Origin of the sequence: Streptosporangium jomthongense (genome assembly GCF_042650425.1) — a bacterium.
Classification (GTDB): Bacteria; Actinomycetota; Actinomycetes; order Streptosporangiales; family Streptosporangiaceae; genus Streptosporangium.
The window spans coordinates 167602-189892 of record NZ_JBHSBC010000001.1 but is presented as its reverse complement, the minus strand read 5'-3'; the positions used below and the strand labels follow the sequence as shown (position 1 = coordinate 189892).

Annotated in this window: 23 protein-coding genes and 1 pseudogene; 12 read left to right on the top strand and 12 right to left on the bottom strand. The window is 71.0% G+C overall.

All coding sequences use genetic code 11. The features are described from left to right. Nucleotides 1-65: 65 nt before the first annotated feature. On the bottom strand, nt 66-314 hold the full coding sequence (locus ACFOYY_RS00895) for a hypothetical protein (RefSeq protein ID WP_362773628.1): 249 nt from the start codon (nt 312-314) through the stop codon (nt 66-68). Between the two features lie 450 nt (nt 315-764). Here ACFOYY_RS00895 and ACFOYY_RS00890 point away from each other — a divergent pair, with 450 nt between their 5' ends. The 3 genes from ACFOYY_RS00890 to ACFOYY_RS00880 all read left to right on the top strand — a co-directional run bounded on the left by ACFOYY_RS00890 (nt 765) and on the right by ACFOYY_RS00880 (nt 3385). Further along, nucleotides 765-1598 (top strand): SDR family oxidoreductase, encoded by an 834-nt coding sequence (locus tag ACFOYY_RS00890; RefSeq protein WP_362773625.1) that lies wholly within the window; start codon nt 765-767, stop codon nt 1596-1598. Nucleotides 1599-1680: 82 nt separating this feature from the next. Further along, the gene (locus tag ACFOYY_RS00885; RefSeq protein WP_352010563.1) at nt 1681-2160 is read left to right on the top strand and encodes a MarR family winged helix-turn-helix transcriptional regulator; all 480 of its coding nucleotides are present in this window, start codon (nt 1681-1683) and stop codon (nt 2158-2160) included. A gap of 10 nt (nt 2161-2170) precedes the next feature. Continuing rightward, complete coding sequence (locus tag ACFOYY_RS00880) at nt 2171-3385, top strand: epoxide hydrolase family protein (RefSeq protein WP_386186854.1); 1215 nt, start codon at nt 2171-2173, stop codon at nt 3383-3385. A gap of 43 nt (nt 3386-3428) precedes the next feature. Here the strand turns inward: ACFOYY_RS00880 and ACFOYY_RS00875 are convergent, their stop codons facing one another. Further along, entirely contained in the window at nt 3429-4403 is a 975-nt protein-coding gene (locus tag ACFOYY_RS00875) for an aldo/keto reductase (RefSeq protein WP_386186852.1), read from the bottom strand. 316 nt (nt 4404-4719) lie between these two features. Here ACFOYY_RS00875 and ACFOYY_RS00870 point away from each other — a divergent pair, with 316 nt between their 5' ends. Continuing rightward, on the top strand, nt 4720-5478 hold the full coding sequence (locus ACFOYY_RS00870) for a DUF998 domain-containing protein (RefSeq protein WP_386186850.1): 759 nt from the start codon (nt 4720-4722) through the stop codon (nt 5476-5478). A 109-nt stretch (nt 5479-5587) separates the two neighbouring features. Further along, nucleotides 5588-7030 carry a WGR domain-containing protein gene (locus ACFOYY_RS00865; protein WP_386186846.1) on the top strand — a complete coding sequence of 481 codons (1443 nt, stop codon included), beginning with the start codon at nt 5588-5590 and terminating at the stop codon, nt 7028-7030. A gap of 124 nt (nt 7031-7154) precedes the next feature. Here ACFOYY_RS00865 and ACFOYY_RS00860 read toward each other — a convergent pair whose 3' ends face one another. Both ACFOYY_RS00860 and ACFOYY_RS00855 read right to left on the bottom strand, forming a co-directional pair. Beyond that, complete coding sequence (locus ACFOYY_RS00860; protein ID WP_386186844.1) at nt 7155-9491, bottom strand: Tex family protein; 2337 nt, start codon at nt 9489-9491, stop codon at nt 7155-7157. An 86-nt stretch (nt 9492-9577) separates the two neighbouring features. Next, nucleotides 9578-11296, bottom strand: a complete 1719-nt coding sequence (locus ACFOYY_RS00855) for a sialidase family protein (RefSeq protein WP_386186842.1) — start codon at nt 11294-11296, stop codon at nt 9578-9580. Nucleotides 11297-11451: 155 nt separating this feature from the next. On the opposite strand from ACFOYY_RS00855, the pseudogene ACFOYY_RS00850 reads away from it, so the two are divergent. Then, nucleotides 11452-12930: pseudogene (locus tag ACFOYY_RS00850) on the top strand (beta-N-acetylhexosaminidase); the annotation flags it as partial. A gap of 138 nt (nt 12931-13068) precedes the next feature. On the opposite strand, the gene ACFOYY_RS00845 reads toward ACFOYY_RS00850, so the two are convergent. Then, nucleotides 13069-13545 (bottom strand): GNAT family N-acetyltransferase, encoded by a 477-nt coding sequence (locus tag ACFOYY_RS00845; protein WP_386187657.1) that lies wholly within the window; start codon nt 13543-13545, stop codon nt 13069-13071. 115 nt (nt 13546-13660) lie between these two features. Between ACFOYY_RS00845 and ACFOYY_RS00840 the strand changes: the two genes are divergently transcribed. Next, on the top strand, nt 13661-13879 hold the full coding sequence (locus ACFOYY_RS00840; protein ID WP_362773604.1) for an EF-hand domain-containing protein: 219 nt from the start codon (nt 13661-13663) through the stop codon (nt 13877-13879). 185 nt (nt 13880-14064) lie between these two features. Continuing rightward, nucleotides 14065-14466, top strand: a complete 402-nt coding sequence (locus ACFOYY_RS00835; protein WP_352010573.1) for an ATP-binding protein — start codon at nt 14065-14067, stop codon at nt 14464-14466. Nucleotides 14467-14501: 35 nt separating this feature from the next. On the opposite strand, the gene ACFOYY_RS00830 is transcribed toward ACFOYY_RS00835, so the two are convergent. The 4 genes from ACFOYY_RS00830 to ACFOYY_RS00815 form a co-directional block, all read right to left on the bottom strand. Beyond that, nucleotides 14502-14771: a hypothetical protein gene (locus tag ACFOYY_RS00830; protein ID WP_386186839.1), complete on the bottom strand. Its 270-nt coding sequence runs from the start codon at nt 14769-14771 to the stop codon at nt 14502-14504. 117 nt (nt 14772-14888) lie between these two features. Then, on the bottom strand, nt 14889-15257 hold the full coding sequence (locus tag ACFOYY_RS00825; protein WP_352010575.1) for an STAS domain-containing protein: 369 nt from the start codon (nt 15255-15257) through the stop codon (nt 14889-14891). Between the two features lie 128 nt (nt 15258-15385). Beyond that, on the bottom strand, nt 15386-16210 hold the full coding sequence (locus ACFOYY_RS00820) for a hypothetical protein (protein ID WP_386186837.1): 825 nt from the start codon (nt 16208-16210) through the stop codon (nt 15386-15388). 134 nt (nt 16211-16344) lie between these two features. After that, nucleotides 16345-16647 carry an isoamylase early set domain-containing protein gene (locus ACFOYY_RS00815; RefSeq protein WP_352010577.1) on the bottom strand — a complete coding sequence of 101 codons (303 nt, stop codon included), beginning with the start codon at nt 16645-16647 and terminating at the stop codon, nt 16345-16347. A 310-nt stretch (nt 16648-16957) separates the two neighbouring features. Here ACFOYY_RS00815 and ACFOYY_RS00810 point away from each other — a divergent pair, with 310 nt between their 5' ends. Continuing rightward, on the top strand, nt 16958-17587 hold the full coding sequence (locus ACFOYY_RS00810; RefSeq protein ID WP_386186834.1) for a uridine kinase: 630 nt from the start codon (nt 16958-16960) through the stop codon (nt 17585-17587). 66 nt (nt 17588-17653) lie between these two features. Here the strand turns inward: ACFOYY_RS00810 and ACFOYY_RS00805 are convergent, their stop codons facing one another. Both ACFOYY_RS00805 and ACFOYY_RS00800 read right to left on the bottom strand, forming a co-directional pair. Continuing rightward, the gene (locus ACFOYY_RS00805) at nt 17654-17956 is read right to left on the bottom strand and encodes a hypothetical protein (protein WP_386186831.1); all 303 of its coding nucleotides are present in this window, start codon (nt 17954-17956) and stop codon (nt 17654-17656) included. A gap of 90 nt (nt 17957-18046) precedes the next feature. Beyond that, complete coding sequence (locus tag ACFOYY_RS00800) at nt 18047-18259, bottom strand: hypothetical protein (RefSeq protein WP_352010580.1); 213 nt, start codon at nt 18257-18259, stop codon at nt 18047-18049. Between the two features lie 115 nt (nt 18260-18374). Here ACFOYY_RS00800 and ACFOYY_RS00795 point away from each other — a divergent pair, with 115 nt between their 5' ends. Then, complete coding sequence (locus ACFOYY_RS00795; protein WP_386186829.1) at nt 18375-19331, top strand: hypothetical protein; 957 nt, start codon at nt 18375-18377, stop codon at nt 19329-19331. A gap of 159 nt (nt 19332-19490) precedes the next feature. Next, complete coding sequence (locus ACFOYY_RS00790) at nt 19491-20402, top strand: helix-turn-helix domain-containing protein (protein WP_386186827.1); 912 nt, start codon at nt 19491-19493, stop codon at nt 20400-20402. Here ACFOYY_RS00790 and ACFOYY_RS00785 read toward each other — a convergent pair whose 3' ends face one another. Next, nucleotides 20403-21209 carry an SAM-dependent methyltransferase gene (locus ACFOYY_RS00785; protein ID WP_386186825.1) on the bottom strand — a complete coding sequence of 269 codons (807 nt, stop codon included), beginning with the start codon at nt 21207-21209 and terminating at the stop codon, nt 20403-20405. A 209-nt stretch (nt 21210-21418) separates the two neighbouring features. On the opposite strand from ACFOYY_RS00785, the gene ACFOYY_RS00780 reads away from it, so the two are divergent. After that, nucleotides 21419-22198: an SGNH/GDSL hydrolase family protein gene (locus tag ACFOYY_RS00780; protein WP_352010583.1), complete on the top strand. Its 780-nt coding sequence runs from the start codon at nt 21419-21421 to the stop codon at nt 22196-22198. The last annotated feature ends 93 nt before the right edge of the window (nt 22199-22291 follow it).

The following is a 22291-nucleotide window of genomic DNA, read 5'->3' as shown; positions in this document are numbered from 1 at the left end:
GGCCCTCATGGGTCTCCATGGGGTCCTCGCGGGGTCTTCCGTGGGGGCGGAGCCGGGGCGCGGGATCAGTGCGTTCCGCGCCTGCCCAGGCCCGAGGGCTTCAGGGTGTTCGTCCATGAGATGCCCGGCTCGACCTCGCCGGGATCCACCGGTTCTCCCATGCCGGAGCCGGGCCCGGTGGCGGGGGTGGCGGTGGAGACAGGGGCGGAGGCGGTGGGGCCGGCGGCGAGGGCGGGCAGGGGCGCGAGCGCCGCGAGGGCGACTCCCAGGGCGGTGACGGACAGGGCGCGGGCGGGTCTGTTCCCAGGGCGCATCATCACTCCATGAAAAATAGTCCGAAGGTGGAAAAACGCCGCGACATGCTTCCGGGCGCGAGTTCAATACTCCCCTGGTGCTCTTCTTGGTAAACGACACGCAGCCCGTATCAATGTTCGAGTAAAGTGCCACAATTGGCGTGAAAAATAATGATATTTCGTGGCTTTTCGTGGTGATGCTGCCTTTTCTGGGCGGTCCTCTGAGTTCATCGGCCATGACCCTCGCGCCCACCGGTGTGACACCGCGGCCCGGAAGGATCGGGACGTCCCCGGGGGAGGGCGGGCTCAGGAAGGCCGGAGTTGACAGCGGTATACGGCCACCCGTCAAGTGATTCGGGTGAGCGATCTAATGTCTTATGGGGCATGCCGCCGGGGATTTGTCGCTTTCCGCTGAGTCGTCCGGGGGCATGCCTGCCCGGTGGCCGTGAGGGGCGCCAGTACCTTTCAAGCATGACCACCATCGCTGTCACAGGAGTAACCGGCAGGCTCGGCGGGCGTGTCGCCGCCAGGCTCGCCGCCGCGGGGACCAGTCAGAGGCTCGTCGTCCGCGATCCCGCCCGCGCGCCCCGGCTGGACGGGGCCCAGGTCGCGCGGGCGGACTTCGCCGACGGGGAGGCCGCGCGCCAGGCCCTCGACGGGATCGAGACCCTGCTCATGGTCTCGGCCTCCGAGGCCCCCGACCGCGTCGCCCAGCACCGGGCCTTCGTGGACGCCGCGGTCGCCGCGGGCGTCGGCCACCTGGTGTACGTCTCCTTCTACGGGGCCGCCCCCGACGCCACGTTCACCCTCGCCCGCGACCACTGGGCGACCGAGGAGCACATCCGGGCCACGGGGGTGCCGTTCACGTTCCTGCGGGACAACATGTACGCCGACCTGCTGCCACTGATGGCCGGTCAGGACGGTGTGCTGCGCGGTCCCGCGGAGGACGGGCGGGTGTCGGTCGTGGCCCTCGACGACATCGCCGACGCCGCCGTCGCGGTCCTGGGCTCACCCGGCGAACACGCGGGCGCGACGTACGACCTGACCGGCCCCGAGGCGATCACCCTTGAGGAGGCCGCCGCGATCATCACCGAGGTCACCGGGCGTCCCGTCACCTACCACCGGGAGACCGTCGAGGAGGCCTACCGCTCCAGGGAGCACTACGGCGCCCCCGACTGGGAGGTCGACGCGTGGGTCTCGACCTACACGGCCATCGCCAAGGGTGAGCTGGCCGGGATCGGCGACGCCGTACCGCGGCTGACGGGGCATCCGGCGACCCCGCTGGCCACCGCGCTGGCCCGCTGAGTCCCGTGGTTCCCTCGGGAGGGGGTTCGCCCCCTCCCGAAATAGATAAGCAACTTATATAAGTCGGTGATACAGTCCTGCCGTGTCGCCGCACGAGTCATCGGACGGCCTCGACGTCGAGGCCCTCGCCCTCGCCGTGGAGAGGTTCACGGGAGTCTTCATCCGCCTCGCCTCCGTCGAGCGGATGAGCTTCACCACGCTGGGGGTGCTGCACACCCTGGCCGGCAGAGGGCCGTTGCGCCTGTCGGAGCTGAAGGAGAGCGAACAGGTCACCCAACCGGCGATCACCCAGCTCGTCACCCGTCTCGAACGCGACGGCCTGGTCAGGCGGCGGCCCGACCCGACCGACGGCCGGGCCGTGCTCGTGCACATCACCCCCGCGGGCGCCGAGATCGTCCACAGCCGCCGCGAGAACCGGATCGCCAGGCTCGCCGAACTGGCCCGGCACCTGGACGCCGGGCAGCGACGGGCGATCGCCGAGGCGCTGCCCGCGCTGTCGGAGATGTCCGCCCTCGCCGTACGGCCGCCGGACGAACCGCCGCCCGCCGCCGGTGACCGGTGAAAGGAACCGCATGATTCCCCTCGAACCGACCCCGATCCACGTGCCCGACCAGGTCCTGGACGACCTGAGGGTACGGCTGAGCCTGACCCGCCCACCGCTGGAGGAGGACGGCGACTGGTCCTACGGCGTCCCCCGCGGCTACCTGAACGAGCTGGTCACCTACTGGCGCGAGGAGTACGACTGGCGGGAGGCCGAGGCCGCGATCAACGCCTACGAGCACTACCGGGTGACCGTGGACGGCACCCCGGTGCACTTCATGTACAAGGCGGGGGCAGGACCCCGGCCGGTTCCGCTGATCCTCACCCACGGCTGGCCGTGGACGTTCTGGCACTGGTCGAAGGTCGTCGACCGGCTCGCCGACCCCGCGGCCTTCGGCGGCGACCCGGAGGACGCCTTCGACGTCATCGTGCCCTCCCTGCCCGGGTTCGGGTTCTCCGGTCCGCTCCCAGGAAGCCACGACGTCAACTTCTGGAAGGTCGCCGACCTGTGGCACAGCCTCATGACCGGCGTCCTCGGCCACTCCAGATACGCCGCAGGCGGGTGCGACATCGGCGCCCTGGTCTGCGGTCAGCTCGGCCACAAGTACGCCGCCGAGCTGTACGGCATCCACATCGGCTCCGGCCAGAAGCTCACCCTCTTCAACGGCGACCGGGCCTGGGACCTCGCCCAGGGCGCGCCCATCCCCGAAGGGGCGCCCGACTCCGTCCGCGAGCGGATCCTCGCCCTCGACCGGCGCTTCGCGGTGCACCTGGCCGTGCACATGCTCGACTCAGGCACCCTCGCCCACGCGCTGAGCGACTCACCCGCGGGCCTGCTGGCCTGGCTCCTGGAACGCTGGACGGCCTGGAGCGACAACGGCGGCGACGTCGAGACCGTCTTCGACCGGGACGACCTGATCACGCACACGATGATCTACTGGGTCAACAACGCGATCGGCGCCTCGATGCGCTACTACGCCAACGCCAACCGTCACCCCTGGGCGCCCTCCCACGACCGAGAACCCGTCGTCGAGGCCCCGACCGGCATCACCTTCGTCGGCTACGAGAACCCGCCCGGCGTCACCACCGACCGGCGGGTGCGCTCCTTCCTCGACGGCGACCGGGCGGGCTGGTACAACCACGTCAACCTCACCGCCCACGACCGGGGCGGCCACTTCATCCCCTGGGAGATCCCCGGCGCCTGGGTCGACGACCTGCGCCGCACCTTCCGCGACCGCAGGCCCTGAGGCCCGTGCCCGGCACGGGCCCGGGACCGTGCGACGGTACGGCTCAGCCCTCGATCAGTGCCATGCTCGGGTAACGATCACCCTTGACGCTGTCCGGGGGCACGGCCGCGTCGAGCGCGGCGAGCTGGTCGGCGGTCAGGGTGACGTCAACCGACGCCGCGTTCTCCTCCAGATAACGCAGCCGCTTGGTGCCGGGGATGGGGATGACGTCCTCACCCCGGCCCAGCAGCCACGCCAGGGAGAGCTGGGCCGGAGTGCAACCGGCCTCCTCGGCGATCTTGCGGACCTCGGCGGCGAGCTCCTCGTTGCGCGAGCCGTTCTCCCCGGCGAAGCGGGGAAGATACCTGCGGAAGTCGTCGTCGGGAAGCCGGTCGCCCGTGCCGAGGCCGCCGAGCAGTCCCCTGCTGATCGGAGAGTAGGCGACGAGCGCGACGCCGAGCTCCCTGGCCGCGGGCAGGATCTCCGTCTCAAGACCCCGGGTGAACAGCGAGTACTCACTCTGCAGCGCGGCGATCGGGTGCGTGGCGTGGGCCCTCCTCAGGGTGTCCGCGCTCACCTCCGACAGGCCGATCCGGCCGACCTTGCCCTGCGCGACCAGCTCGGCCATCGCCCCGACGGTGTCCTCGATCGGCACCTGCGGGTCACGGCGGTGCAGGTAGTACAGGTCGATGTGGTCCACGCCGAGCCTCCTGAGCGAGGCCTCGGCCGCCTGCCTGACGTAGGCGGGGCTGCCGTCGACCCCGCGCTCCTCGCCCTCCCCTCTGACGACGCCGAACTTGGTGGCCAGCACCACCTCGTCCCTGCGGCCCCTGATCGCCCGGCCGACCAGTTCCTCGTTGTGGCCCCTGCCGTACATGTCGGCGGTGTCGAGGAAGTCGATCCCCAAATCGAGCGCGCGACGGATGACCGCGACCGACTCGGACTCGTCGGCCTGACCGTAGAATTCCGACATCCCCATGCAGCCGAGTCCGATGGCCGAGACCTCCGGGCCGTTCTGACCAAGACGACGCCTGTTCATGTGAACTCCTGTGCCCTGTAGAAGTCGATCAAGTGATCGAGGCCCCTGTGTTCGGGGCGGCCCCGGTGTCCCACGATGTCTCTTCGAGCGCGCTCAAGGTCAAGTCCCGGGTAGCCCCAGCTCTACCCTGAGAAGGGCTACCCTGATGAGGTCTGCCCTACCCTGGGCGGTCTTCTCCCAGTTCAGCGCCCTGGGGTGACGAACGACCCCCTGAAGGTGACCCCACCCCGCCCCGGGGTTCCTCCGGGAAGGCTCAGGGATCACTGGGGACCGTCTCCGGTACTGCGGAACGAGGCCGCTCGCCAAGGTTGAACCCATGGCACGTCAGGCTTTTGCGGGATCGAAGATGCTTGTGGGCGGTTACGTGGCGATCGGCGCCGGGGCCGTGACGATGACGGGACTTCACCTGGTCACCGGGCTCGACCCGGTTCACACGGTGATCAGTGAATACGCCTTCCAGACCGACGGCTGGCTGTTGCCCGTCTCCCTGGGCCTCTTCGCCGCGGCCGCGACCACGTTCGGCGTCCTGCTCGCCCGGCGCGGTGAGGACCGGGGGGCCGCGACGCTGATCGCCGTCTGGGGGCTGTGCATGCTGCTGATCGGCGCCTTCCCCACGGACAAGCCCGGGGTGCCGCTGTCGATGTCCGGTGGCATCCACAGGTACGCGGCGTTCGTGGCCTTCCTGGCGATGCCGCTGGCGGGCCTGATCCTGGCCAGGAGGTACGCGAGCAGCCCGTACTCCCGCCCGGTCCGGCTGCTGAGCCTGGCCTCCCTGGGCGTGCTGGTCCTGGTGGTCGCCCCCTACGTCGTACGGATGTTCGGCATCGACCTGACCAACGACGACATCCCGGCCGGGGTGACCCAGCGGCTGGTCGTGCTCTTCGAGGTCGGGGTGCTCGTGATGCTCGGCCCGGTGCTGCGGGCCTGCCACAGCCGGGAGCGGGCCACCGCCGGGGACACGGTCAGGGCCACCGTCCAGGCCACCGTCCAGGCCACGGCCCCGGCCTCTCCGGCGGGCGTGGCCGTACGGGGTGGCAGGGGGCAGGGCGCGCCCGCTTCCATGGTGCTTCGATAGGCGGTTTTTGAGTGGGTGACCTGCGGTTCAGCGGAAAACATCTGTTTTGTCGCCCATCTGCCGTACGCTCCCGGAAAATCGATCGACCGAATCGACCGAGAGGTGTGGCATGGCGGCGCGGAGCACGTACCTGGAGCTGTCCGAGGACGGCGGAGGCTCCCACAAGTTCTACAAGGTCGTGCACGACGGGCTGCAGGTGACCATCAGCTACGGCCGCATCGGCGACTCGGGCCAGACCAAGATCTCCTCGTTCACGACCGAGGAGAAGGCCGCGGCCGCGGCCGCCAAGAAGATCGCGGAGAAGGTCAGGAAGGGCTACGCCCCGGCCGTGCGCGGGGTGCGGCAGCGCCGCTCGGTCACCCGGCGCAGCGTGGAGAGCGTCCGCTCGACCGCCTCCCAGGCCCCGGTGCTGTGGCGCTTCGCCAGCGGAGCCGCGGCCTTCGGCATCTTCGTCGACTCGGAGCGCTGCTGGGTCGGCAACCAGAACGGCGACGTCTACACCGTCACCCACGGCGGCACCGTCACCGGCCGTTTCCGGCTGCCCGACGGGGTGAAGTGCATCGTCGCCGACGACTTCTGGATCTACGCGGGCGCCGACGACGGCAAGGTCTACGACCTCAGCGGGAAGGTGCCCAGGGTCGCCTACGAGATCGCCGACGACGTCGACATCTACTGGCTGGACATCCACGACGGCGTGCTCGGCGTGTCGGACAGGGCGGGCCGGATCACGACGATCGACCACGAGGACGAGTTCCAGTGGGCACGCAAGGGGCGGGGCGAGTACGCCTGGATGGTCCGCTGCGACGACGACGCCGTCTACCACGGTCACTCCACCGGCGTGGCACGCTACGACGCCGCCGACGGCAAGCCGGTCTGGGAGACCGGTGTCGCGGGCGCGGTGCTGTTCGGCTGGCAGGAGGCCGACTCGGTCTACGCGGGCACCGGCCGGGGCGCCGTGCACAGGCTCGCCAAGTCGGACGGCAGGACCGAGGCGGTCTACCGCTGTGACGCCACCGTCTTCTCCTGCGCGACCGCCCCCGGCGGCCGGTACGTCTTCGCCGGCGACAACCACTCCTCGATCTACTGCTTCGACCAGAGCGGCGAGCGCCTGTGGAAGCTGGGTACGGGCTGCGGCTCGGCCTTCTCCATGCAGTACCTCGACGACCGCCTCTACATCGTGACCACCGACGGCACCCTGGCCTGCATCGACGCCACCGAGGAGGCGATCAGGGCGGCCCAGGCGGGCACCGTCCCCCAGGCGGTCGACGTCAAGGCCGCCGCGAGCCTGGCCGCGGTCGAGCCGGTCGCGACGCTGGAGACCGTGGTGTTCGACGCCGTCACGGACGCCGCGGGCGGCGTGGTCGTCGAGTGCTTCAGGGAGGGCGACCGGCTGCGGGTGCGGGTCGTCAGCGAGGGCTACGACCCGCGCTGGAACGTGCAGTTCCCCAAGGAGGTGCGCGAGGCGGGTGCCCGCTACCTCGTCGAGGGCGTCCGCCAGTCGGCGCGGGGCGGCTTCTACCGTGCCTACGGCGACATCAGGCGCCTGCTCTGACCTCACCGCCCGCGGGCCTGGCGAGGAGACGCAGCGGGCCCGCGGGAATCAAACAGCCGCGGACTCGGCGGGAAGGACACAGCGGGCCCGGCGGAAGAGCCGCCGGGCCCGCGTCGCCGTACGGCTAACGCCCTGAGTCGGAGCCGCCGAGACCGGCCCGGCGCAGGGCGTCGGCCATCGCGCCGCCCGGCGCGCTCCGCCGGTCGCCGCCGCGCTCCTGCCGCTGTCGGCCGCCGCCGTTCTCCCTGCCGCCACGCTGACGGTCGCCACCCTGCCCCCTGGGGGCGCCGCCCTTCGCGGGCCCCTGGGCGGGCTCGTCCTCAAGGCGGAGGGTGAGCGAGACGCGCTTACGCGGGATGTCGACGTCGAGCACCTTCACCCTGACGATGTCACCGGGCTTGACCACCTCGCGCGGGTCCTTGACGAAGTTGCGCGACAGCGCGGAGACGTGCACCAGACGTTCCTGGTGCACGCCGACGTCGACGAACGCCCCGAAGGCCGCCACGTTGGTGACGACGCCCTCCAGCAGCATGCCGGGCTTGAGGTCCGACAGCTTCTCCACGCCCTCCTTGAACGTCGCGGTCTTGAAGGCCGGACGCGGGTCACGGCCCGGCTTCTCAAGCTCGGACAGGATGTCGCTGACGGTCGGCAGACCGAAGGTCTCGTCAACGAAGTCCTGCGGCCGCAGCGAACGCAGCACGGTGCCGTTGCCGATCAGCCGGGTGATGTCGCCACCGGTCGCCGACAGGATGCGCCGTACGACCGGGTAGGCCTCCGGGTGCACGCTTGAGGCGTCGAGCGGGTCGTCGCCACCGGGGATGCGCAGGAAGCCCGCGCACTGCTCGAAGGCCTTGGGGCCGAGCCTGGCGACGTCCTTGAGCGCCTTGCGGGAACGGAAGGGGCCGTTGGCGTCGCGGTGCTGGACGATGTTGTCCGCCAGCGTCGAGCCGATGCCGGAGACCCGGGTCAGCAGCGGGGCCGAGGCGGTGTTGACGTCGACGCCGACCGCGTTCACGCAGTCTTCGACCACCGCGTCGAGCGAGCGGGACAGCTTGGTCTCCGCGAGGTCGTGCTGGTACTGCCCGACGCCGATCGACTTGGGGTCGATCTTGACCAGCTCGGCCAGCGGGTCCTGCAGGCGGCGCGCGATCGAGACGGCGCCGCGCAGCGAGACGTCCAGGCCGGGAAGCTCCTGGGAGGCGAAGGCGGAGGCCGAGTAGACCGAGGCCCCGGCCTCGGAGACCACGATCTTGGTGAGTCCCGGGACCAGCTTGACCAGCTCGCCGGCGAGCTTGTCGGTCTCCCGCGAGGCGGTGCCGTTGCCGATGGCGACCAGCTCGACGTCGTGCCGCTTGGCCAGTGCGGCCAGCGTGGCCAGCGACTCGTCCCAGCGCCTGCGCGGCTCGTGGGGGTAGATCGTGTCGGTGTCCAGCACCTTGCCGGTCGCGTCGACGACCGCGACCTTGACGCCGGTGCGCAGCCCCGGGTCCAGGCCCATGGTGGCGCGGCTGCCCGCGGGGGCGGCCAGCAGCAGGTCACGCAGGTTGGCGGCGAAGACGCGCACCGCCTCGTCCTCGGCCGCCTGCCACAGGCGCATCCGCAGGTCGATGCCCAGGTGCACGAGGATGCGGGTGCGCCAGGCCCAGCGGACGGTGTCGGCAAGCCACTTGTCGGCGGGCCTGCCCTGGTCGGAGACGCCGAAGCGGTGCGCGACGCGCCCCTCGTAGGTGCCGGTCGGCTCGGGCTCGGGCTCAAGGGTGAGGGTGAGCACCTCCTCCTTCTCGCCCCGGAACATCGCCAGGATGCGGTGGGAGGGAAGCTTGGTGAACGGCTCCGCGAAGTCGAAGTAGTCGGAGAACTTCGCTCCGCCCTCCTCCTTGCCCTCGCGGACCGCCGCGACCAGGCGGCCCTTGGACCACATCCGCTCACGCAGCTCGCCGACCAGGTCGGCGTCCTCGCTGAAGCGCTCGACCAGGATCGCCCGCGCCCCGTCGAGCGCGGCGGCGGTGTCGGCGACCCCCTCGCCGACGAACGCGGCGGCGGCCGCCTGCGGATCGACGGACGGGTCGTTCAGCAGGCCGTCGGCGAGCGGTTCGAGCCCGGCCTCCCTGGCGATCTGCGCCTTGGTGCGCCGCTTCGGCTTGTAAGGCAGGTAGATGTCCTCAAGGCGGGCCTTGGAGTCGGCCGCCGCGATCTGCGCCGCCAGGGCGTCGTCGAGCTTGCCCTGGGAGCGGATCGACTCCAGGATCGCGGCACGCCGTTCCTCAAGCTCACGCAGGTAACGCAGACGCTCCTCAAGCGTGCGGAGCTGCGCGTCGTCGAGCGCCCCGGTGACCTCCTTGCGGTAGCGGGCGATGAACGGCACGGTGGCCCCGCCGTCGAGCAGCTCGACCGCCGACTGCACCTGCCGCTCGCGCACCCCCAGCTCTTCGGCGATCCGCTGATGAATAGACGTCGTCACGATCTCTCTTCCCTTGTGATGGCAGCCACCAAGCTACCGCGTGACGGGCGGCGCCGACCTCGGGGAAGGCGGATCGAACGGGACGGTCAGAGCCGGGCGCGATCCCGGCGGAAAGGGGTCAGCCGTGTCCACTCGACGGTCGCCTCGGCGGCGTTCCCGCCGGGCGTCCCGGTCACCCAGTGGGCGAGCTGGGGCCGTTCCCTGCTGTCCTGGACGACCCAGGTGACCCCGATGTCCGCGCCGTCGCGGAACAGGCGGGCGACCCCGGCGCTGTCCACGTCGACCCGCCACGTCGCGAGCGCTCCCGCGCCGCCGAGGGGGTGGACCCGTTCCCAGACGGCCGAACCCTTGCGCATCGTCCAGACCCCGCCGCGCTGGACGGTCAGCATCAGCCTTCTCGCGCCGTTGGCCACCTTCGCGCCGAGGCAGACGCCGGCGCCGGTGCGCGGGTCGAGCGCGCTGTCGTCGTCGACCCGCCCCCTGAACTCCAGCGTGAAGTCGCACCCCCTGGAGACGTCGAGGGGACGCCAGGCGTGGGAGGGTACGGGGCCGGTGCTCCTGAGGCGGATCCGGCCCGCGTCGATCCGCGCCCCGCCGGTGAGCGTCCAGTCGCCGGTCGGCAGGTCGCCGTCCGGGAAGGGACGGGAGATGTCGAGTCTGGCGACCTTGATGTTCGTCTGGTTGTGCTCCCAGACGACCACGAGACGGCCGGGCTCGTACTCGTCGGCGCTGGGGTAGACGTCCCACCCCCTGGCCGCGCCCCTGGTCAGCCTGGGGCCGTCGGCGAAGAGCCGTCCTGGTTCCCACGGCTCGCCGGGGCGCCTGACCTTGTAGTGCAGGACCTCGCGGTACTGGTCGGGCTTGGCGGCCGAAGGGCCGGTGAACGGCCCGGCGAAGGTGTTGTAGATCGCGAGGTGGCGACCCTGGGAGTCGCCGCAGAAGAACGTCTTGACGTAGTAGTTGGGCAGTTCGGGGTCCGGTCTCATCGGCGACCACGTCAGCCCGCCGTCCCGGCTGACGGCCGTGGCGCAGTAGGCGGCGTTCGCGCGGTAGTGGGCGTCCCGTTCGGCGGGGGAGGTCCCGCCGGTCAGGTCGAGGGTCCTGGCCACCATCACGATCGCACCCGGCTCGTCCTGGGACGGAGCGATCTGCGGCTCCTCGACCGCGACGCCCGGCGGGTTCTCCGCCAGGCCGCCGGAGGTCCAGGTGACCAGGTCCGCCGAGCGCAGCACCCCCGCCCTGGTCGTGTTCCCCGCCCGCCGCCAGTACGGCACCAGCCACAGTCCGTCGTGTCTGAGAGGCCTGCCCGCGACGACCACACCCCTGGCGTTGCCGGGCACGTCGACGACGACGGGGAAGTCGGCCCAGGTCACGCCGCCGTCGAGGCTCCGCCTGGCGGTCATCGTGACGGGGAAGCCGTCGAGGTCGCCGGAGGGGTCACGGTCCTCGGCGACCGTGATCCGCCCGAGCAGCGCGTACAGCGCGTCCCCGTCCTTCAGGAAGATCACGTAGTGGTAGCGGTGGACGGCGGTCGCCCCGGCCAGCGTGCCGACCGTCCAGGTCGTCCCGCCGTCGGCCGACCTGGCGTACATGATGGAGCCCTGGTCGGTCGGCGCCGGGTCGCGGGGGTCGCCCACCCCGGCCCGCCAGGCGACCACCAGGCGCCGGGCGTCGAGGGCGACGACGTCGGGGACCCGGTTGCCCTCGTGCGCCAGCTCCCCGTCGGGGGTCCGTTCCGCGACGCCGTACACGATGACGGGGGTGGTGACGTCCGATCCGACGGCTTCGGTGTCCGGCCAGGCCATGGAGCACAGCGAACAGGTGCCGGATGGCCGGGGGGTTGCCGGGGGGTTACGTCCCGGTGGTCATAATGGCTTCCCCTGCGCTCCGTGTCCTGCTTGACGCCGATCGTCCCGTCGGCGAGGGTTGTCAGCCAGAGATCATCCGGTGAGGGGACGCCATGGCACCGACTCCGGCCCGCCTGTGGCGTTCCAGGCCCGCACGTCTCACCGCCGTCGCGGCTCTCGTGCTCGGCGCGGGCGTGGTGGCGCTGACCACGGGTGCCCGTACGGCCCCCGCCCCGATGGGGGAGGTCCTGCCGGTTCCCGTCTCGGTACGGCCCGCGGCGGACACCTCCTACACGCTGCCGCCGGACGCGGCCGTCCACACCGAGGCGGGCTCCGCCGAGGCGGCGAAGGTGGGCGCCTACCTCGCCGGGCTGCTGCGCCCCTCGACCGGCTACGCCCTGCCGGTCGTCCAGGACGGGGAAGGTAAGGGGATCTCGCTGCTGCTCACGGGGGCGGACCCGGTCGTCGGCTCCCAGGGGTACCGGCTCGACGTGACGGGCGAGGCCGTGGTCATCCGTGCCAGTACGGGGGCCGGGCTCTTCAACGGGGTGCAGACGCTGCGCCAGCTTCTGCCGCCGAAGGTCGAGAGCGCGACCGCCGTGCCGGGGCCGTGGACGGTACGGGGCGGGCGGATCGTGGACTACCCGCGCTTCCCCTACCGGGGCGCGATGCTGGACGTGGCCCGCCACTTCCACCCGGTCGAGACGGTCAAGCGGTACATCGACCGGATCACCCTCTACAAGATCAACCACCTGCACCTGCACCTCTCCGACGACCAGGGCTGGCGCATCGCCGTGGACAGCAGGCCGAGACTGGCCGCGTACGGCGGGCGCACCCAGGTCGGCGGCGGCCCGGGCGGCCACTACACCAAGGCGCAGTACAGGGAGATCGTCGACCACGCGGCGCGGCGGTACGTCACGGTCGTCCCCGAGATCGACCTGCCCGGCCACACCAACGCGGCGCTGGCCTCCTACGCCGAGCTGAACTGCGACGGCAGGGCCAGGCCGCCCTACACCGGGACCGACGTCGGGTTCAGTTCGCTGTGCACCACGAAGGAGGAGGTCCACACCTTCGTCAAGGACGTCCTGGGGGAGGTCGCCGCGCTGACCCCCGGCCCCTACCTGCACATCGGCGGCGACGAGGCACGGGCCACCCCGACCGCCAGGTACGCCGCGTTCATGAACCGGGTCCAGCCGATGGTCGCCGCGACGGGCAAGACGGTCGTGGGCTGGCACCAGATCGGCGAACCCGGGGTGCGCCACCAGGAGGGACGCGTCCTGCAGTACTGGGGGCGAACCGGCTCCGACCCGCTGGTGGCCGAAGCCGTGGCCCGGGGCGCCCGGGTGGTCATGTCACCGGCGAACCGGGCCTACCTCGACATGAAGTACGACCCGGAGACCGTGCCGGGCCAGAAGTGGGCGGGCTACGTCGAGGTGCGCGACGCCTACGACTGGGACCCGGGCTCCCACCTGGAGGGCGTGCCCGCCTCGGCCGTGCTCGGCGTCGAGGCGCCGCTGTGGACCGAGGCGATCTCGACGGAGAAGGAGATCGAGTACATGGCCTTCCCCCGGCTGCCCGCCGTCGCCGAACTCGGCTGGTCGCCCGGGGCCACCCACGACTGGGCGGCCTTCGCGCGCCGCCTCGGCGCGCAGGGGCCCCGGTGGGCGGTCATGGGCATCGACTTCCACCGATCACCGCAGGTCAGCTGGGACGAACAGGGCGACCGAGCCCTACCGTGCGGCGAGCTCCTCAAGCGCCTGGCCGGTGATCCGGTACGGGATCCACTCCTGCTGGGGCCCGGCGCCGAGCGAGACGTAGAACTCCGCGGCCGGGGTGTTCCAGTCGAGCACCTGCCATTCGAGCCTGCCGTACCCCCGTGCCACGCAGAGGCGGGCCAGCTCGGCCAGCAGCCGCCTGCCGTATCCCCGCCCCCTGGCGGACGGGAGGACGAAGAGGTCCTCAAGGTGGATGCCGTGCCTGCCGAGCCAGGTCGAGTAGGTGACGTACCAGATCGCGAAGCCCACGACCCGCCCCTCGCCGGGGTCCTGCGCGACGTGGCAGAACACCGCGGGCTCGGGGCGGAAGAGGGCCTCGTGCAGCTGCTCGGGCGTGGTCTCGACCTCCCGCAGGGCCTTCTCGTACTCGGCGAGGCCGCGGATCAGGTCGACGATCGCCGGGACGTCCTCCGGCGTTGCGGGACGAATCATGCCCGCAGTCTAGGGTCACGGGCCGGGCGGCCCGGCGTGGCCGTACCGGGGGTGCGTCCCGTAGGTTGTCTGGTCACACACGGGATGTCGGAAACGTCGGGAAAGGCAGGCGATCATGCGGGAAGAGCCGACCGGTGAGCGGTTGACGGAGCTCAGGCGGAGGTTCGACGCCATCGACGCCGACGGGGACGGCTTCGTCACCGAGGAGGAGTTCGGCGCGCACTTCCCCGGCCTGCCCGCGGAGGCCCTCGGTTCGCTGAACCGGGACGCGGACGCCGACGGCGACGGGCGGCTGTCCTTCGAGGAGTTCGTCAGGATCGTCGCCGGCGACTGACGGGCGGCCCTTCGAAGATCGCTTTCAGGGGGTCGGGTAGTGTGACGATACCTGGTCCACCAACGGATCTCTCGGTGAGGACATGGCCATTCGCCCGGACAGACGGACGGACCTCGACGGGTCCCCCGTCCTCGTCCCGGCCGGTGAGCCGGGGCGGACGGTCCGCGCCGCGGGGGACGACCCCCGTGGCTGAGACGACCCGTGGCGAGGCGCGCAGGACGTCCTTCCCGATCGGGGATGACCTGTCCGAGATGCGGCGCCGGACCAGGGAGTTCCTCGCGGCGGCGGCGCTCGGCGAACTGCGGGAGACCAACTTCGTCCTGGCCATCAGCGAGGCCGCGAACAACGTGCTCGACCACGCGGGCACCGAGGGCCTGGTCGTCCTGCGCTGTGACGCCGAGCGGGTCGTCGCGGAGATCATCGACGAGGCGGGACTGCTCACCGACACCGGGGCGGGACGTGTCCAGCCGCCGATCGGCTCCCGCAGGGGCTACGGGCTGTGGCTGATGCGGGAGATGTGCGACTCGGTGGAGATCCTCACCGAGCGTGGCGCCTCGACGGTACGGCTGACCATGCTGCGTTCCTGAGGGTTCCTGAAGGTTCCTGAAGGCCACCGGGAGGGTCAGTCGCGGGAGAGCGGGTCGCGTCGTTCGCTGATCAGCGTCGCGCACCTGCGCACCCGGGCCTCGTTGAACGTGCGGGCCCCCGGGATCTGCAGCAGGCTCGCGCGCAGCGTCTCGTAGACCTCCTCGACGGGGTGCCCCTCGTGTGAGGCGCCGACCCGGCGGATCACCTGGGAGGCCCGGACGTCGAAGCCCGCCTCACGCGCGGCGGCGCCGGGTACCACGTCGCACAGCGCGGCGTTGTCCATCGTGATGCGGACACGACGCATCCCTGGCTCCCCCTGTGGGCTCGGCCTACCTGGCCCGATCACCCTAGGAAGCCGTGCGGGGCCCGCGACGTCGTCGTTGCCGTGTCACGGCCCTTTCGTCGACGGGTCTTTACCCGTTCAGCGGGGGGTGGGGACGCTCTCCCCGAACACCCTCATCTGGGACTCCTGCACGTCCCGGTCGATGGGGAACGCGTCGGCCAGCCTGGTCAGTTCGAGCATCCGGCCGAGCACCCCGTGCACGCCCGCCAGACGCAGCCAGCCGTTGAGCTCGTAGGCCCGCCGCAGCGTCGTGAGCAGGGTCCAGACGCCGCTTGAGTCACAGAAGCCGAGTCTCGTCGTGTCGATGATGACGCGCGACTGTCTCCGCGTCAGCACCTCGGTGAGCGTCTCCTCAAGCCGTGGGGCCGATGTTTTGTCGAGATCGCCGTCGAGCGAGACCACGGAGAACCGTGGATGGTCGTTCACGGTGACGGAAAGCCGTGTCATGATGCCCCGCTGTCTACCTCAGCCTGAGACAGCGCCCTTATGGGAGCCGTGCGAAGACGGAAACCACTCCAACCACCGTACGCCCATGGCTGAGGACAGTTCAACGGGCGGGCAGGAACGGCGGACGGTCAGCGGACGGCCCGTCCCCGGCGGGAACCCGCGTAGGCGGCGAGCCGGGTCGCCTGCAGCCGCTCCGAGGGCCGCAGCGCGGGGTGGCTGTTCAGGACCGGGTCGAATCCCGGCAGATCACCGGCCTGGTCCGGCAGGGGGGTGTGGACGCTCAGCCGTACCAGGGGACGTCTGTCCGCGCCGTCGACGCCGAGGGTGAACTCCAGCGGCCCGTCCGCGACGGCCTCCCCGAGGAGGGCGGGGACGGCGGGCACTCCGGCGGCCGGGCCGTGCCCGACGGCGAGGAAGCGCAGCGGTTCCCCCGCGCGGTCGTAGGCCAGGATCGTCGAGTAGACCCCGGGGACGAAACGGCGCCGGGGCAGGGGCAGCAGGCCGGGCCACAGCGCCGAGCACAGCAGCAGGTCGAGGTCGCCCCCCGCCCCGCCCGCCCCGGGCAGCCGTACGGCCAGGCCGAGCACGTCGGGCAGGGGAGCGGGCAGGAGTCCGGCCCTGGACAGGCGGACCAGCGCGGGGTGGTCGCCGGGTCCGTCGAGGGCGGGGACGCCGAACATCGGATGGTCGAGCGGGCGGAGCGTGGCGTGGAAGGTGGCGCCGTCCGCGAAGACCGCGCGTTCGCCGCGCGCGGAGGCGAGCCCTCGCGCGAGGGTCCCGGCGGCGGCCCTGAGGGTGGCCCTGGCAGTGGCTCCGACGTTGGCCCCCACGTTGGCCCCGACGGTGGCCCCGACAGTGGTCCCGACGGTGGTCCCGACGGTGGCTCCGGTGACGGTTCCCGCGACGGGCCCGGTGGCGGTGCCGGCCGCCCGGCCGGTGTGGGTCGTCCGCATCCGCTCCCCCTGTCGTCGTGCCCACCGTTACGGATACCCGCCGGTCGGGCGTGAAACAGGCGGGACGTGCGGGGGGAGGCCGTCTCGCCGGAGGTGACCGTGGAGACGGCGAGATCCCGTCGTACCGTCCGTCCTTAGGCGCCGGCGAGCTGTCCGGCGGGGTGGAGGTGGCCTCCCTGCTCGTCGTGGTGGTCGGCGTCCGCGTCGTCGAACCAGACCCCGCCGTCGGCGAGGTAACGGAAGCGGATCGGCTGCTGGGACGGGACGGTGAGGGTCACCTGGTAGGTGCCGTTCTCCTTGCGCTCCATCGGGTGGGCGTAAGGGTCCCAGCCGTTGAAGTCGCCGACCAGTGAGATTCCGCCGACGGCCCGGTCGAACGGCACGGTGAAGGTGAGTCTGACCTTCCCGTTCTTGGTGGGCTTACCACGCTTGATCATCGAGTCTCTCCTGACATCACTGTCTCCGTAGGTAACCGACCGTGATCGGCCAGGCGGCACGGGCCTCGGCCGCGACCCTCACCTGTGGGCCGCGATCAGAAAGCCGACATCCGGGTCACGACTGGCGGTAACGATCCACATGGATGGTTACCGCCAGTCATCGATCGGCAACATGGGGTGGTGAGTTTTGGCCGGGTTCACGTCCGACCTTGACTGGATCGTGATGCTCGGGTGGTTCGGGTTAACCTGCCGATGCTCGTGGAGACGGTCGGCGGAGCCCACGGTGCGGGCGGTTCGATAAAGATGTCCCGTGGACATCACTCCTATCTCGCCGGCACACCTCGTCGAGGACCTCGCCGACCGGATCGCCGCAGGACCCCGTGCCTCCTGGGTGCGGGTGGCTCTCGACGGCGCGCCCGCCGCGCGCCCGGAACGGCTGGCCGAGGAACTGGTCGCCCCGCTGCGGTTGCGTGGGCGCGAGGTCATGCGGGTGTCCGCCGGTGACTTCCTGCGTCCGGCGTCGCTGCGCTTCGAGTACGGCAAGACCGACCCCGACGCCTTCTACACCGACTGGCTCGACGTCGGGGCCCTGGGCAGGGAGGTGCTCGGCCCGCTGGAGCCGGGGCGTTCGGGCAGGGTCCTGCCCACGCTGTGGGACGTCAGGACCGACCGGGCGACGCGTGCGCCGTACGTCACCGTGCCGCCGGGCGGGGTGCTGCTGCTGGACGGCGCCCTGCTGCTCGGCAGGGGGCTCGCCTTCGACCTGACCGTGCACCTGTGGCTCTCGCGGGGCGCGCTGGCCAGGCGGACGGAGGAGGGGGCGCGCTGGACGCTGCCCGCCTACGAGCGTTACGAGCGGGAGGTCGGGCCGGTCGGTGCCGCCGACGTCGTCGTCCGGATGGACGACCCCCGGCATCCCGCGCTGGTCGGACAGAGATGAGACGGCAGAGGCGAGACAGGAGTGGGGGCGGGCGGTGGTCGGCCGCCCGCCCGCCCGGCCGGGTCGTCAGACCCCGGTGCGCGAGGGCATCCTGCCCTCGGCGTAGCCCGCCTCGATGAGTTCATCGCGCGTGCCGTGCGTTTCCCTGGAGGAGATCTCCGGGCCGTGGGTCTCCTCGATGCGCAGGGCGACGCCCAGCGCGAAGAAGGTCGGTGCCCACTGGCCGACGAAGATGCCCCAGCGGTCGGCGCGGTCGACTCCGGCGTGCTCGACCGAGCGGGACGCCACCCAGGACGCCACCGACAGGCCGATCGACGCGAAACCCGCGGCGTACATGGTGCCGGACTTCACGCCCATCTTGCGAAGCATGTTGATCATTGTTCCCCCCGATGAGTGTTCGCTGGTATCGGTACCCTTTCGGGTTTTGTGTAACCAAATGTCCCGATCGGGGGGTGTGTTCTAGAGGTCGCCGACCTGTTTGAGCAGGCGCTCCCGCCGTTCCTCAAGCTCGTCCGCGAGGGCCTCCTGCTGGTCGGCCATGGAGATCAGCGCCGACCGGTCCATGGCGTCCGTCGGGCCGAGGTCTCCGACCTGTTCACGCAGCCCGGCGACCTCGGAACGCAGCCTGGCCAGGTCCTCTTCGACCTGGCGGAGTTCATCGTGGATGCTCATCCGCTGTCCATACCCCCATCTGGGGGGCCGATTCCACGCCCTACTCCACGGGGCGTAGCCGAGGGGCCCTCCCCGGTGGGATTCCCGCACCGGGGAAGCGGACGAGGCTTGGACCATGCGCCCTCATCAACGGTTCTGGTACGGCGTCGCGGCTCTGCTGCTCGCCGGGAGCGCCTTCCACCTGGCCGTCTACGCCGTGGACGGCGGCGGCTGGGCGGGGCCGGTCTCCTGGCGCAAGCCGATCCTGTTCGGCTTCTCCTTCGGTCTGACGCTGGCCTGCCTGGTCTGGGTCACCGGCAGGCTCAGGCCGCCTCCCACGCGGCCCCGGCTGCTGCTGGGCGCGCTCGGCACGGCCTGCGTGGTCGAGGTGGCGCTGATCGACCTCCAGCGCTGGCGCGGGGTGCCCTCCCATCTGAACTTCGGCACCCCGTTCGACACGGCCGTCTCGGCCGTGCTGGCCGTGACCGCGTTCGCCGGGCTGATCCCGCCGATCGTGGTCATCGCGGTCCGGGCCTTCCGGGGGCTCGACGCCTCGCCGAGCATGAGCCTGGCGATCAGGGCGGGGCTGGCCGTACTGCTGCTCAGCCAGGTCGCGGGCGGGGCGCTGATCGCCAACGGCAGGATCATCGGGCTGCCGCCGGACCGAACCGACCTGTCGATCCTCGGCGCGGCCGGCCAGCTGAAGGTCCCGCACGCGGTCACGCTGCACGCCCTGCAGGCGCTGCCCGCGCTCGCGGCGCTGCTCACCCTGACCTCCTGGGGTGAGCACGCCAGGACGCGCCTGGTCGCCCTGGCCGTCGCGGGGTACGGCGGGCTCGTCGTGGTGAGCGTGCTCCAGGCCGTCCAGGGGCTCGCGCCGGCCGACCTCACCCCGCTCTCGGGGGCCGTGCTGCTGGCGGCGGTGGCGGCCCTCGGCGTCGCGGCCGCGGTGGCACTGGTACGGCTGGACGCGCACCGGGTCAGGGCGCTGGTCAGGCCGTCGGCGGGGACATTGGTCGGACGAAACGCCCGAAATGCATATAACGCATGGAATATGCGAGGTTTGCACGACATGCGAGGCGTAGAGGATTAACGAAAAAGACGAACGCTTTCGAACACCACCTTAAGTCTCCATTAGGGAAAGATCCCATGTCATCCAGATATCCAATGTGTGGACAAGGCTGCCAAAGTTGTACTATCCGCGTCTGGAACAGAAGCCGTTGCACCGTCCTCGGGTGACAGGGAGCAAGCCATGGGCATACAGCATGCCGAAGACGGTGCGATGGGTGGTGTCCTCGCCTACTCGGGCGGGAGCAGTCCGACCATCCTGAGAATCCTCCTCGGCACGCAGCTGCGGAGACTGCGCGTGGCCAGGGGCGTCTCCAGGGAGGACGCCGGGTACGCCATCCGCGCCTCCCATGCCAAGATCAGCCGTCTTGAGCTCGGGCGGGTCGGCTTCAAGGAGCGCGACGTCGCCGACCTGCTGACCCTGTACGGCGTGATCGACCCCGCAGACCGGGACCCGCTGCTCGCGCTGGCCAGGCAGGCCAACGCCCCCGGCTGGTGGCACAAGTACGGTGACCTGCTGCCCGGCTGGTTCCAGGTCTACGTGGGCCTGGAGGAGGCCGCCTCCGTCGTCAGGAGCTACGAGGTCCAGTTCGTCCCCGGACTCCTGCAGAGCGCCGACTACGCCCGCGCGGTCATCATGCTCGTCCACGGCACCGCCTGCGCCGAGGAGATCGACCGCCGGGTCTCCCTCAGGCTGGCCAGGCAGGAACGGCTCAGTAGGCCGAACGCGCCCATCCTGTGGGCCGTGGTCGACGAGGCCGTGCTGCGCCGTCCCATCGGGGGGCCGCAGGTCATGGCCGCCCAGCTCGACCACCTGCTCCGGGTCACCGAGCTGCCCAACGTCAGGCTGCAGATCATGCCCTTCCACCGGGGCGGGCACGCGGCGGCGGGCGGCCCGTTCTCCATCCTGCGCTTCCCCGACAAGGACCTCCCCGACGTGGTCTACATGGAGCAGCTCACCAGCGCGCTCTACGTGGAGAAGCGGGAGGAGACCGACCACTACACGCAGGTCATGGACAGCCTGTGCGTGCAGGCCTACTCGATCTCCGACAGCAGGCGCTTCCTCGGCGAGCTGCGCGAGCGGCTGCCGTACTGATCAGGCCGGTTCCGCGCCGCCCTTCCTGGCCACCCCGCCGAGTACGATCATGCTCGTCGGGCGGGACGGCATCCGGGGGTGCCACGTCGTCACGTCGACCAGGCCCGGTTCGACCAGGTCGAACCCGTCGAAGAACGGCAGGATCTCCTCGTGCCTCCTGAGGGCGACGGTGACCGGACCGCCGGCGAGCGCGGCGCGGGCCCGCGCGACGGCCTCCTGGTCGCCCTCCGCGCTCGGGTGGCTGACGGCCAGGAGGCTCCCCTCGGGGAGGCGCTCACGCAACGGTCCGAGGACGCGTTCCGGCGTCTCGCCGGGGAACAGCTGGAGCACCGAGAGCAGCAGCACGCCGACCGGTTCGCCGAAGTCGATGAGCCGCAGCAGGTCGGGGTGGTCCAGCACGGTCCCGGGGCTCCCGAGGTCGGCACGGATGGAGACCAGCAGGGCGTCGGTGGCCAGGAGCACGTCGTTGTGGACCGAGACGACGGGGTCGTTGTCCACGTAGACGACCCGCGCGTCCGGGTGGGTCTCACGGGCGACCTCGTGCACGTTCGGTGAGGTGGGGATGCCCGCGCCCAGGTCGAGGAACTGCCGGATTCCCGCCCGCGCCATGTACTCGACCGCCCGGCTGAGGAAGCTCCGGTTCGCCCTGGCCAGCACGGGATAGTCGGGCATCTGGGCGACGATCCTGTCGGCGTACTCGCGGTCCGCCGCGTAGTTGTTCTTGCCGCCCAGCACGTAGTCGTACACGCGCCCCACGTGGGGGGTGCCGGCGTCGATGCCGTCGGGCGGGGACTGGTCGCGGCTCACGCGGCGAGTGTAATCACCTCATCCTTAAACGATCTAGGGCGCCTCCGGGGTCTGACCTTCCTTACCGATCCGTGAGGAAGCAGTCGTTCCGCTTGTCAGGACTCGGGAAGCGGCCCACATTCTGAGCACCGGAACCGACGAATCCGCAGCTCAGGAGGCCTGGTTTGTTCGCCCCCCGTCTTTTTCCAGCTGTCGCCCTCTCTTTTTCCGTGGTCCTCGCACCCGCCCTCGCCCCAGGTGCGGCCACCGCCCGGACTCGGGCGCCGATCACCTCGATGGCCTCGCTCGGCGACTCCATCACCCGTGGCTTCAACGCCTGCGGCTTCTACCTCGACTGCCCCTCCCGATCCTGGTCGACGGGTTCGTCCTCGTCGGTGAACAGCCTCTACCTGAGGCTGAAGGAGGACAACCCCGACATCGTCGCGCACAACGACGCCAAGACGGGGGCCAAGGTCGCCGAACTGCCCGGCCAGGCCGAGAAGGCGGTCTCCCAGCAGGCCGGATACGTCACGATCCTGATCGGGGCCAACGACGTCTGCACCGCCTCCGAGGAGGACATGACCTCGGTCGCCGACTACGAGGCCGCCTTCCGTACGGCGCTGCGGACCCTGAGCGGCGGCCTGCCCGAGGCGGAGATCCTCGTCGCCAGCATTCCCGACGTCCGGCGGCTGTGGGAGGTCGCCAAGGACAAGACGGCCGCCCGTGTGGCCTGGGCCACCCTGCACATCTGCCAGTCGCTGCTCGAACGGCCCCGCTCGAACGACCCGGAGGACGTGGCCAGGCGTGAGCGGGTGCACGCCAGAGTCGTCGACTTCAACCTGGTCGCGGAGAAGGTCTGCGCCGAGTACCCCACCTGCCGCCACGACGCCGGAGCGGTCTTCGACCGGCGTTTCGAGCTGTCCGACATCAACGCCTGGGACTACTTCCACCCCAACGCCGGCGGCCAGCGCCTGCTCGCCGAGCTGGTCCACGCGGCGGACGATCGGTGAGCCGGTGGGCCGGCCACACACCGTGACCGGCCCGGCGATCCCACCGTTCCGCGCCGAGGCGAGGGCGTTCCCGGGGGAGTCATATTCCCCGGG